The following is an 11,345-nucleotide window of genomic DNA, read 5'->3' on the forward strand; positions in this document are numbered from 1 at the left end:
TTTCTGGTGCGTACCGGGCTGAGAGGCGGTGTAAGTGAACTGTAGTTGCCATGTTTTACGGCAATGAGAGCAGAGATAGCGCTGATGTCCGGCAGTGCTTTTGCCGTTACGCACCACGCCTTCAGTAGCGGAGCAGGAAGGACATCTGATGGAAATGGAAGCCACGCAAGCACCTTAAAATCACCATCATACACTAAATCAGTAAGTTGGCAGCATTACCTTAGCTTTATATTCATTAAGGTAATGCTGATAAATATTCCCGCTTGCAGGGGTAAAAGTGACCTGACGCAATATTTGTCTTTTCTTGCTTCTTAATAATGTTGTCACAAAAAGTGAGGGTGACTACATGGATAAACTACTTGAGCGATTTTTGAACTACGTGTCTCTGGATACCCAATCAAAAGCAGGGGTGAGACAGGTTCCCAGCACGGAAGGCCAATGGAAGTTATTGCATCTGCTGAAAGAGCAGCTCGAAGAAATGGGGCTTATCAATGTGACCTTAAGTGAGAAGGGCACTTTGATGGCGACGTTACCGGCTAACGTCCCTGGCGATATCCCGGCGATTGGCTTTATTTCTCATGTGGATACCTCACCGGATTGCAGCGGCAAAAATGTTAATCCGCAAATTGTTGAAAACTATCGCGGTGGCGATATTGCGCTGGGTATCGGCGATGAAGTTTTATCACCGGTTATGTTCCCGGTGCTGCATCAGCTACTGGGTCAGACATTGATTACCACCGATGGTAAAACCTTGTTAGGTGCCGATGACAAAGCAGGTATTGCAGAAATCATGACCGCGCTGGCGGTATTGCAACAGAAAAACATTCCGCATGGTGATATTCGCGTCGCCTTTACCCCGGATGAAGAAGTGGGCAAAGGGGCGAAACATTTTGATGTTGATGCCTTCGATGCCCGCTGGGCTTACACTGTTGACGGTGGTGGCGTAGGCGAACTGGAGTTTGAAAACTTCAACGCCGCATCGGTCAATATCAAAATTGTCGGTAACAATGTTCATCCGGGCACGGCGAAAGGAGTGATGGTAAATGCGCTGTCGCTGGCGGCACGTATTCATGCGGAAGTTCCGGCGGATGAAAGCCCGGAAATGACAGAAGGCTATGAAGGTTTCTATCACCTGGCGGGCATGAAAGGCACCGTTGAACGGGCCGATATGCACTACATCATCCGTGATTTCGACCGTAAACAGTTTGAAGCGCGTAAATGTAAAATGATGGAGATCGCCAAAAAAGTGGGCAAAGGGTTACATCCTGATTGCTACATTGAACTGGTGATTGAAGACAGTTACTACAATATGCGCGAGAAAGTGGTTGAGCATCCGCATATTCTCGATATCGCCCAGCAGGCAATGCGTGACTGCGATATTGAACCGGAACTGAAACCGATCCGCGGCGGTACCGACGGCGCGCAGTTGTCGTTTATGGGATTACCGTGCCCGAACTTGTTCACTGGCGGTTACAACTATCATGGTAAGCATGAGTTTGTGACTCTGGAAGGTATGGAAAAAGCGGTGCAGGTGATCGTCCGTATTGCCGAGTTAACGGCGCAACGGAAGTAAGCGAAAAGGGATGCGGCATGTGATGCCGCATCCGGCTTAAATCCAAACTTACCCTTCGAAGAACCAATACCCGCTATTGACCAGCGCCGCGAGCATCGCGAGGAATGACGGATCTTCCAGCGCATCGCCAAAATTCTCCGCAGTCAGCGCAATGTTGCTGGCGAGTGCATCCAGTGCCGGACGGTGCGGGGAATCGATCTTCTCACCATTGGCATACACGTCGTCGCCAATGCGCAATACGCGCAGACCACCCAGGCGCACCAGCACATCACCTTGTTTCAGCGCATCGTAGATTTCATCTGGCTGATAAGGCGGTTCCGGCGGCGCGATATCCAGTTCATGACGTGACTGGGATATAAACTCGCCAAACCATTGCTTAAAGTGTTCCGGCTGGTTGATCAATTCGAGCATCATCTCACGCAGTTTATCCATCTCTTGAGGCAGAACATCCGCAGGATGAGCGCGAGGTGGAACATCAGGATCGCTGTAGTAGTTGCCGCCCAGTTCACGTTGCAGCACATAATCGGCAAATCCACTAATCAGTTCCCGTGTATTTGGCGCGCGAAAGCCCACGGAATAGTTCATCGCATTTTCCAGCGCGTAGCCTTCATGCGGGAATCCTGGCGGAATATAAAGAATATCACCAGGCTCCAGCTCTTCATCGATGATGGCTTCGAACGGATCGACCTGTAACAGATCCGGATGTGGGCAGTGCTGTTTCATTTGCAGCTTTTCGCCCACTCGCCAGCGACGACGTCCGGTACCCTGAATGATAAACACGTCGTACTGATCGAGATGCGGGCCGACGCCGCCGCCAGGTACAGAAAAAGAAATCATCAGATCATCAATACGCCAGTCCGGTAGTTCACGGAACGGTCGCATCAGCGCGGCGGTCGGCTCATGCCAGTGGTTCACTGCCTGTACCAGTAATGACCAGTTGGTTTCACCGAGATGATCGTAGCTTTCGAACGGGCCGTGGCTGACCTGCCATTTGCCATCCTGGTGACTGACCAGTCGACTGTCAACTTCGCTTTCCATCGCCAGACCCGCCAACTCGTCTGGAGAGATCGGGTCAATAAAATTATTAAAGCCGCGTTTTAACACCACCGGGCGTTTCTGCCAGTGACGTTCAAGAAAATCGGGCCAGTTAAGAGTGAGTTGGTATTCCATGTTAAGCATCCACAGGCTGGTATCTGCAACCGATTATAACGGATGCTTAACGTAATGCGTGAAGTATGGACATATTTATTCATCTTTCGGCGCAGAATGCTGGCGACCAAAAATCACCTCCATCCGCGCACCGCCCAGCATGCTCTCTCCGGCGACGATTTTACCCTCATATTGCTCGGTGATTTCGCGGGCTACCGCCAGCCCTACACCTTGCCCAGGGCGTAAAGTATCAACCCGTTGACCACGGTCGAAAATGACCTCTCGCTTGCTTAATGGAATACCGGGGCCATCATCCTCGACCACAATATAGAGATGCTCGTCGGTTTGCCTTGCAGAAATTTCGACAAACTCGAGGCAATATTTACAGGCATTATCCAGCACGTTGCCCATCACCTCGACAAAATCGTTCTGCTCACCGACAAAGCTGATCTCTGGCGAAATATCGAGAGAGATATTGACCCCTTTGCGTTGATACACTTTGTTCAGCGCTGAGGTGAGATTGTCCAGCAGTGGGGCGACCGGATGCAGCTCGCGGCTGAGCAATGTCCCGCCGCGCATACTGGCACGATGCAGGTAGTAGCCAATTTGCTGTGAAATGCGGCTGATTTGCTCCAGCATTACCGGCTCAGCATCACTGACGCTCATCTTTTCACTACGCAGAGAACGCAGCGTACTTTGCAGCACCGCCAGTGGCGTTTTCAGACTATGGGTCAGGTCGGTGAGCGTCGTACGGTATTTGTCGTAACGTTCGCGTTCACTTTTTAACAATCGGTTCAGGTTTCGTACCAGACTGGTCAGTTCTCGCGTTGTGGCTGGATTGAGCAATTCGCGGTTATGTTCTTCCAGTTCGCGGACTTCTTTTGCCAGGGCTTCGATGGGGCGTAAACTCCACCAGGCGGCGACCCACAGCAGCGGGATCACTAACAGCAGATTGGCTGAGAGCACATAGATAAACCAGCTCCAGACCATATAGGAACTTTTTAGCTCCACCGGAATGGTATCCACCACCACAATGGTTAATTTTGGCATCCGCGATGTTGCCGGGTAGACGTTTACTGCCACCGAGTGGGTCATCTCCGCGTCGTCATCATCTTCTCGCACTTCCTGCAACTGTTGCTGTATCGAATGATCTCCACTCAGCAAGAGGCTGGTATCGTTAACATCCGCTTCAATTTCATGAAAACCATTCGATTTCAGCCAGTCAGGCTGGATCATCTTCATCAGCCAGGGCACGTCACGTTGCGCCCATAAAAGCTGCCCGTTCTCATCATAAATTAGCGTCATGGTGGGGCTTTGCTTGTCGATATTTTCGGGTAACTCGACATGCAACTTATTGTTTTCCCACTTCGCAAGGGTATAGAACAGATTGCTCTCGCCACGTAACAGCCGAAACGTAGTTTTATCGAAACTGACGCTATAACCGATCAGCGCGACCATTCCGTAGGCAAGCGAAAGCACCAGTACTACCGCAGCCGTTGCCAACAGAAAACGTACCCGCAGCGAGAGCGGGAAAAAAAGACGCAGTAATTTTTTCATCAGCGCAATTCGAACAAATAGCCCTGGCCGCGAACGGTAGTAATCACTTCTTGCGGATATTGTGCCTGAATTTTTTTGCGCAGACGTCCCATCAGTACATCAATGGTATGGCTTTCCCGCAGCTCCGCATCCGGATAGAGTTGGAGCATTAACGAATCTTTGCTCACCACTTTGCCATTATTGCGTATCAACGTTTCCATAATGGTGTATTCGAACGCGGTCAGTTTGATCACTTCGTCATTAATAGATAATTCACGGCGAGAGAGATCAACCTGAAACGGTGGTAGCGAAATGACCTGTGAAGCCAGACCGCTATTACGCCGCATTAATGCCTGCATTCGCGCCATCACCTCTTCAATATGAAATGGTTTAGTCACGTAATCATCAGCACCAGCACTTAATACTTCGACTTTGTCCTGCCAGCTTTCACGGGCGGTTAATACCAGAATCGGCAGTGAAACATCATTGCTACGCCAGCGGCGAATCAGTGACAGACCGTCCTCGTCTGGCAATCCGAGATCGACAATCGCAATATCCGGTAAATGTTCATTGAGATAATAATCGGCTTCTTTGGCATCTTCTGCATCATCGACCTGATGACCAGCATCCTGAATCTGAACTTTAAGGTGGTGACGTAACAACGCATTGTCTTCAACAACCAGTACGCGCATTTTTATTTCTCCCTGTCTTAATTATTAAAATAGTGTAACGCGATTATGTGGTTATGGGGGTAAACATTAAATAAACCAGCGGGGAGGGGAGGTAAAGTGAAAAAATAAAAAGCGGATAATCTTAATAAGCAGGCCGGACAGCATCGCCATCCGGCACTGATACGAGTTTATTTCAGCTCATCAACCATGGTGATGGCGCGACCAATGTAGTTTGCCGGCGTCATCGCTTTCAGGCGGGCTTTCTCTTCTTCTGGCAACGCCAGACCGTCGATAAACTGCTTCATGCCTTCGGCGTCAACGCGCTTACCACGAGTCAGCTCTTTCAGCTTCTCGTACGGTTTTTCGATGCCATAGCGACGCATAACTGTCTGGATTGGCTCAGCCAGCACTTCCCAGTTGTGATCCAGCTCATCCAGCAGATGGTCACGGTTCACTTCCAGTTTGCTCACGCCTTTCAGGGTGGATTGATACGCAATCAGCGCATAACCGATACCCACGCCGAGGTTACGCAGCACGGTGGAGTCGGTCAGGTCACGCTGCCAGCGGGAAACCGGCAGTTTGCTTGCCAGATGCTGTAATACCGCGTTGGAAAGGCCCAGATTCCCTTCGGAGTTCTCGAAGTCGATCGGGTTAACTTTATGCGGCATGGTGGAAGAACCAATCTCACCAGCAATGGTTTTCTGTTTGAAGTGGTTAAGGGCGATATAACCCCAGACGTCACGGTCAAAGTCGATCAGAATGGTGTTGAAGCGCGCAACGCAATCAAACAGTTCGGCAATGTAGTCGTGCGGTTCAATCTGGGTAGTGTACGGGTTCCACTGAATACCCAGCGAGGTGACGAACTCTTCGCTGAACTGATGCCAGTCAACTTCCGGGTAAGCGGCGATGTGGGCGTTATAGTTACCGACCGCGCCGTTGATTTTGCCGAGGATCTCCACCTGGTTAAGCTGGCGGTACTGGCGCTCCATACGGTAGGCGACGTTTGCCATCTCTTTACCGATGGTTGACGGCGTGGCTGGCTGACCGTGGGTACGAGACAGCAGCGGGATATCGCGGTACTGAACGGCGAGATCTTTAATGCCATCAATCAGTTGACGCCAGTACGGCAGGATCACTTCATCACGCGCGGTTTTCAGCATTAATGCGTGGGAGAGGTTATTGATATCTTCCGAAGTACAGGCAAAGTGGATGAATTCAGAAACCGCGTGCAGTTCCGGGATCTCCGCCACTTTTTCTTTCAGGAAATACTCAACCGCTTTAACGTCGTGGTTAGTGGTACGCTCGATGGTTTTGATGCGTGCGGCATCTTCTTCGCTGAAATTGGCGACAATTGCATCAAGGTAACCGATTGCGTCGGCAGCAAAAGCAGGAACTTCCTTGATCGCTGCGTGCGCGGCCAGTTTTTGCAGCCAACGTACTTCAACTTGTACACGGAATTTCAGCAAACCATATTCGCTGAAAATCCCGCGCAGCGCGCTGACTTTATCGCCGTAGCGTCCATCGACAGGGGAAACGGCGGTCAGTGAGGATAATTCCATAGATCACAACTCCGGGGTTAAATGAGCAAGAATTTGTTTTGCCTGAGTGGTCAGGCGATTACGAGAAAACATCAGTTGCAGACGTCCGCCGCCGACCTGGTGCCAGAGCACGGCGGCGCGAATGCCTGCCAGCAGGGTTGCGCGAACTTTCGCCGGCACTTGTGGGCTTTGCAGTACAGCAGGGGAACCGGTGACCTGAATGCGCGGGCCAAGCGGGCTGATCACATCAACATAGATAGCAGCCATCGCGCTCATCAGCGTTTCGGACTGTAAATCGAAGTGTTCGAGCTGGCGTTGCAGGCCGTTGATCCGGTTGCCCAGAGTGTCGAGCGCGCCTTTCGCTGAGGAGAGTTTGCGCTCAAGCACCATCAAGCTGAGTGTGTAGCGGGTTAATTCGGCGTTTAAGCCCTGGCGACTGCTGGCATTGAGCACGCCGAGCAGGGTTTCCAGCCCGACGCGCAGGTTGGCTTCGCTACCGCCAAAAACCGCCAGCGTCGAGCTGGGGTTCATATCAATAATACTGTTGAGTGAGACGTGTAGCGCATCGGCATCACAATGCCCCTGGTGAGCGAGTTGTTGCACCAGGCGTGCCGACTGACAAATACCGGCCAGGGCGAGGGTGATGTCATAGTAATTCTTTGCCACGTTCACTGCTTCCTTGTTTTAAGTAAAGATAATAATCAGACCGGCAGCGGCAGACGCTGCTCAATAATACCGCCACCGAGGCACACTTCACCGTTATAGAAGACGGCAGACTGGCCCGGCGTCACGGCGGCAACCGGTTCATCGAAAATCACTTCAATGCGATCATCGTCCAGCGCCTTGACGGTGCAAGGGATATCGGTCTGGCGATAGCGGGTTTTTACCGAGCAACGCATAGTACCGGTGAATGGTTCGCGATCGACCCAGTGCAACTGCTGGGCAATCAACCCGACAGACATCAGCCGCGGGTGTTCATGGCCCTGCGCAACAACCAGAATGTTGTTTTCGACGTCTTTGTCCACCACATACCACGGTTCTTCGGTGCCTTCTTTGGTGCCACCGATACCCAGACCTTTACGCTGACCGAGAGTGTGATACATCAGCCCCTGGTGCTCACCAATTTCATCGCCATCGACGGTAATGATTTTGCCCGGTTGCGCCGGGAGATAACGGCCCAGGAACTCGCGGAATTTACGTTCGCCAATGAAGCAAATGCCGGTAGAGTCTTTTTTCTTCGCGGTGACCAGACCAAGATCTTCAGCAATCTTACGCACCTGCGGTTTTTCCAGTTCGCCGACCGGGAACAGGCTTTGCGCAATCTGCTCATGGCTGAGCGTATAAAGGAAGTAGCTCTGGTCTTTATTGCTGTCCAGACCACGCAGCAGGCGGCTCTTGCCATCGACATCGGCCCGACGTACGTAATGACCGGTAGCGATATAATCGGCACCTAAATCTTCGGCGGCAAATTCGAGGAAAGCTTTAAATTTGATCTCTTTGTTGCACAGAATATCCGGATTCGGCGTGCGACCGGCTTTATATTCGGCAAGGAACAGTTCGAAGACGTTGTCCCAGTACTCGGCAGCAAAGTTAACGGTGTGCAGTTCAATGCCGAGCTTGTCGCAGACAGCTTGGGCATCAGCCAGATCCGCTGCCGCTGTGCAATATTCCTCACCGTCGTCTTCTTCCCAGTTCTTCATAAACAGGCCTTCAACCTGATATCCCTGTTGTTGCAACAGCCAGGCAGAAACGGAGGAATCGACACCGCCGGACATGCCGACGATTACTTTTTTTGCGGTTTCAGACATTGGATCACTCACGACATTGAACTTCAAGGCGGCGTATTCTATCACGCAGCCTTTTAGATGACACCCTTTGTAAAAGGCCAGTTAAAATCGCCAATCATCTCCAGCGGATAGCGTTGCCCGCTTTGATAACAACGGATACTTTCCGCCACCAGCGGCGAACGAAGATTTGACGCCTTTAAAATTTCTTCGGCGCTGACCCAACGACAGCAGTCGATATCGCTGTCATGAGGCTGGGTCGGGCATATTTGCTCAAGCTCAATGGCAAAGAGGAAACGCAAAAACGGCGTTTTATCTGGCGCAATCCACTGATGCATACGAATAAAGTGTTGCGGTTGCGCGCTGATGCCGGTTTCTTCCCATAGCTCACGGGCGGCAGCTTCCACTAAGGTTTCATCGGCTTCCAGATGCCCGGCAGGTTGGTTCCATAACGCTTTACCATTAATCGTCTCTTCAACGACTAAAAATTTACCCTCTGCGTGCACTACGCAAGCAACGGTAACGTGTGGTTTAAACATTGTGCATCCTTATTCTGTTGCTTCTCGCCATTCGCCATTGGCAAGGTTATCCAAAGTGTAATCACCCATCGCATAACGAATCAGTCGCAGCGTGGGGAAACCAACATGGGCGGTCATGCGGCGCACCTGGCGATTACGTCCTTCATATAAGGTGATCTTCAGCCAGCTGGTGGGAATACTTTTGCGTTCACGAATTGGTGGATTCCGCGGCCATAACCACGCTGGTTCGTCAACCAGCTCCGCGCCGGCGGGCAGGGTAGGGCCATCATTTAAGGTTACGCCATTGCGCAAGGCTTCAAGTGCGTCTTGTGTGGGAATACCTTCCACCTGCACATAATAGATTTTCCCGGTGCGTTTGCCCGGCTGGGTTAAACGCGCCTGCAACGCGCCGTTATTGGTCAGCACCAGTAACCCTTCGCTATCGCGGTCAAGACGACCTGCTGCATAAACGCCCTGAACCGGGATGAATTCTTTTAATGTTTTGCGTCCGGCTTCATCGGTGAACTGCGGAAGAACATCGTAGGGTTTATTGAACAGGATCACACGCGTGGGCTGGTTTTCAGGTTTACGCCTGGTAGAACGTTGCGAGCTGAATCGCTTAACCAGGTGATTTCTAAAAGAAGTTTTTTGCATGGTATTTTCAGAGATTATGAATTGCCGCATTATAGCCTAATAACGCGCATCTTTCATGACGGCAAACAATAGGGTAGTATTGACAAGCCAATTACAAATCATTAACAAAAAATTGCTCTAAAGCATCCGTATCGCAGGACGCAAACGCATATGCAACGTGGTGGCAGACGAGCAAACCAGTAGCGCTCGAAGGAGAGGTGAATGGAAAGTAAAGTAGTTGTTCCGGCACAAGGCAAGAAGATCACCCTGCAAAACGGCAAACTCAACGTTCCTGAAAATCCGATTATCCCTTACATTGAAGGTGATGGAATCGGTGTAGATGTAACCCCAGCCATGCTGAAAGTGGTCGACGCTGCAGTCGAGAAAGCCTATAAAGGCGAGCGTAAAATCTCCTGGATGGAAATTTACACCGGTGAAAAATCCACACAGGTTTATGGTCAGGATGTCTGGCTGCCTGCTGAAACCCTTGATCTGATTCGTGAATATCGCGTTGCCATTAAAGGTCCGCTGACCACTCCTGTTGGTGGCGGTATTCGCTCTCTGAACGTTGCCCTGCGCCAGGAACTGGATCTCTACATCTGCCTGCGTCCGGTACGTTACTATCAGGGCACTCCAAGCCCGGTTAAACACCCTGAACTGACCGATATGGTTATCTTCCGTGAAAACTCGGAAGACATTTATGCGGGTATCGAATGGAAAGCAGACTCTGCCGACGCCGAGAAAGTGATTAAATTCCTGCGTGAAGAGATGGGGGTGAAGAAAATTCGCTTCCCGGAACATTGTGGTATCGGTATTAAGCCGTGTTCGGAAGAAGGCACCAAACGTCTGGTTCGTGCAGCGATCGAATACGCAATTGCTAACGATCGTGACTCTGTGACTCTGGTGCACAAAGGCAACATCATGAAGTTCACCGAAGGCGCGTTTAAAGACTGGGGCTACCAGCTGGCGCGTGAAGAGTTTGGCGGTGAACTGATCGACGGCGGCCCGTGGCTGAAAGTTAAAAACCCGAACACCGGCAAAGAGATCGTCATTAAAGACGTGATTGCTGATGCATTCCTGCAACAGATCCTGCTGCGTCCGGCTGAATATGATGTTATCGCCTGTATGAACCTGAACGGTGACTACATTTCTGACGCCCTGGCAGCGCAGGTTGGCGGTATCGGTATCGCTCCTGGAGCAAACATCGGTGACGAATGCGCCCTGTTTGAAGCCACCCACGGTACTGCGCCGAAATACGCCGGTCAGGACAAAGTAAATCCAGGCTCTATCATCCTCTCCGCTGAGATGATGCTGCGCCATATGGGGTGGACTGAAGCGGCTGATTTAATTGTTAAAGGTATGGAAGGTGCTATCAACGCGAAAACCGTAACTTATGACTTTGAACGTCTGATGGAAGGCGCTAAGCTGCTGAAATGTTCAGAGTTTGGTGAAGCGATCATCGAAAACATGTAATCTCTCCATGAGTTAAATATTGAAACGGGCGTATAACACGCCCGTTGTTTTATTTATGTGGATATTATTAATAGCATATCGAGCATATTTTTATAATGCAACTATTATGTAAACATTTATTTGTTATTTTGCTTTCTCCTGGAGGACACTCTTGACTGCTTTTGAGTAAACTCCATAAATTCTTGTTGAATGGTGCAATGTTATAAATAGTAATAGGATATTCTTTTTCCTGAAGGATAATACCAAGCTTAACCGGGTAATGACTCCAACTTACTGATAGTGTTTTATGTTCAGATAATGCCCGATGACCTTGTCATGCAGCTCCACCGATTTTGAGAACGACAGTGACTTCCGTCCCAGCCTTGCCAGATGTTGTCTCAGATTCAGATTATGTCGCTCAATGCGCTGAGTGTAACGCTTGCTGATAACGTGCAGCTTTCCCTTCAGGCGTGATTCATACAGCGGCCAGC

General features: G+C 50.5%; 12 protein-coding genes and 1 pseudogene. 2 read left to right on the forward strand and 11 right to left on the reverse strand.

The window, feature by feature from the left end:
* The coding region (locus BHE85_RS03935; RefSeq protein ID WP_047664789.1) for an IS1 family transposase at window positions 1–165 on the reverse strand (165 nt) is incomplete at its 3' end.
* Window positions 166–346: 181 nt separating this feature from the next.
* Here BHE85_RS03935 and pepT point away from each other — a divergent pair.
* A complete protein-coding gene (pepT, locus tag BHE85_RS03940) occupies window positions 347–1,573 on the forward strand; it encodes a peptidase T (protein ID WP_000359437.1) in 1,227 nt (408 codons plus the stop codon).
* 48 nt (window positions 1,574–1,621) lie between these two features.
* Here pepT and roxA read toward each other — a convergent pair whose 3' ends face one another.
* The 8 genes from roxA to rluE form a co-directional block, all read right to left on the reverse strand.
* Window positions 1,622–2,743 (reverse strand): [50S ribosomal protein L16]-arginine 3-hydroxylase, encoded by a 1,122-nt coding sequence (gene roxA / locus BHE85_RS03945; RefSeq protein ID WP_001295435.1) that lies wholly within the window; start codon window positions 2,741–2,743, stop codon window positions 1,622–1,624.
* Between the two features lie 75 nt (window positions 2,744–2,818).
* Window positions 2,819–4,279 carry a two-component system sensor histidine kinase PhoQ gene (phoQ, locus tag BHE85_RS03950; protein ID WP_000735412.1) on the reverse strand — a complete coding sequence of 487 codons (1,461 nt, stop codon included), beginning with the start codon at window positions 4,277–4,279 and terminating at the stop codon, window positions 2,819–2,821.
* Entirely contained in the window at window positions 4,279–4,950 is a 672-nt protein-coding gene (phoP, locus tag BHE85_RS03955; protein WP_001265481.1) for a two-component system response regulator PhoP, read from the reverse strand. Before phoP ends, phoQ begins: the two co-directional genes overlap by 1 nt.
* A gap of 167 nt (window positions 4,951–5,117) precedes the next feature.
* A complete protein-coding gene (purB, locus tag BHE85_RS03960) occupies window positions 5,118–6,488 on the reverse strand; it encodes an adenylosuccinate lyase (RefSeq protein ID WP_000423729.1) in 1,371 nt (456 codons plus the stop codon).
* 3 nt (window positions 6,489–6,491) lie between these two features.
* On the reverse strand, window positions 6,492–7,133 hold the full coding sequence (gene hflD, locus BHE85_RS03965) for a high frequency lysogenization protein HflD (protein WP_004984576.1): 642 nt from the start codon (window positions 7,131–7,133) through the stop codon (window positions 6,492–6,494).
* 35 nt (window positions 7,134–7,168) lie between these two features.
* On the reverse strand, window positions 7,169–8,275 hold the full coding sequence (gene mnmA, locus BHE85_RS03970; protein ID WP_004984501.1) for a tRNA 2-thiouridine(34) synthase MnmA: 1,107 nt from the start codon (window positions 8,273–8,275) through the stop codon (window positions 7,169–7,171).
* 53 nt (window positions 8,276–8,328) lie between these two features.
* Window positions 8,329–8,790, reverse strand: a complete 462-nt coding sequence (nudJ, locus tag BHE85_RS03975) for a phosphatase NudJ (protein WP_000476089.1) — start codon at window positions 8,788–8,790, stop codon at window positions 8,329–8,331.
* Between the two features lie 9 nt (window positions 8,791–8,799).
* On the reverse strand, window positions 8,800–9,453 hold the full coding sequence (gene rluE, locus BHE85_RS03980) for a 23S rRNA pseudouridine(2457) synthase RluE (protein WP_001248665.1): 654 nt from the start codon (window positions 9,451–9,453) through the stop codon (window positions 8,800–8,802).
* Between the two features lie 171 nt (window positions 9,454–9,624).
* On the opposite strand from rluE, the gene icd reads away from it, so the two are divergent.
* Window positions 9,625–10,875, forward strand: coding sequence for an NADP-dependent isocitrate dehydrogenase (gene icd, locus BHE85_RS03985; RefSeq protein ID WP_000444488.1), 1,251 nt, complete (start codon window positions 9,625–9,627; stop codon window positions 10,873–10,875).
* A 67-nt stretch (window positions 10,876–10,942) separates the two neighbouring features.
* Here the strand turns inward: icd and BHE85_RS03990 are convergent.
* Both BHE85_RS03990 and BHE85_RS03995 read right to left on the reverse strand, forming a co-directional pair.
* Window positions 10,943–11,131, reverse strand: a pseudogene (locus BHE85_RS03990) (anti-adapter protein IraM); the annotation flags it as partial.
* 14 nt (window positions 11,132–11,145) lie between these two features.
* Window positions 11,146–11,345 (reverse strand): IS1 family transposase (locus tag BHE85_RS03995; RefSeq protein ID WP_000327172.1); only part of this gene is annotated, 200 nt, incomplete at its 5' end.

This window comes from Shigella sp. FC1567, from assembly GCF_001743015.1.
Lineage (GTDB): Bacteria > Pseudomonadota > Gammaproteobacteria > Enterobacterales > Enterobacteriaceae > Escherichia > Escherichia coli.

Excerpts from the sequence above, each read along its gene's own strand:
- mnmA (WP_004984501.1), bottom strand. The coding sequence starts at position 8,275 with ATGTCTGAAACCGCAAAAAAAGTAATCGTCGGCATGTCCGGCGGTGTC.
- nudJ (WP_000476089.1), bottom strand. The coding sequence starts at position 8,790 with ATGTTTAAACCACACGTTACCGTTGCTTGCGTAGTGCACGCAGAGGGT.
- roxA (WP_001295435.1), bottom strand. The coding sequence starts at position 2,743 with ATGGAATACCAACTCACTCTTAACTGGCCCGATTTTCTTGAACGTCAC.
- rluE (WP_001248665.1), bottom strand. The coding sequence starts at position 9,453 with ATGCGGCAATTCATAATCTCTGAAAATACCATGCAAAAAACTTCTTTT.
- icd (WP_000444488.1), top strand. The coding sequence starts at position 9,625 with ATGGAAAGTAAAGTAGTTGTTCCGGCACAAGGCAAGAAGATCACCCTG.
- purB (WP_000423729.1), bottom strand. The coding sequence starts at position 6,488 with ATGGAATTATCCTCACTGACCGCCGTTTCCCCTGTCGATGGACGCTAC.
- pepT (WP_000359437.1), top strand. The coding sequence starts at position 347 with ATGGATAAACTACTTGAGCGATTTTTGAACTACGTGTCTCTGGATACC.
- phoQ (WP_000735412.1), bottom strand. The coding sequence starts at position 4,279 with ATGAAAAAATTACTGCGTCTTTTTTTCCCGCTCTCGCTGCGGGTACGT.
- phoP (WP_001265481.1), bottom strand. The coding sequence starts at position 4,950 with ATGCGCGTACTGGTTGTTGAAGACAATGCGTTGTTACGTCACCACCTT.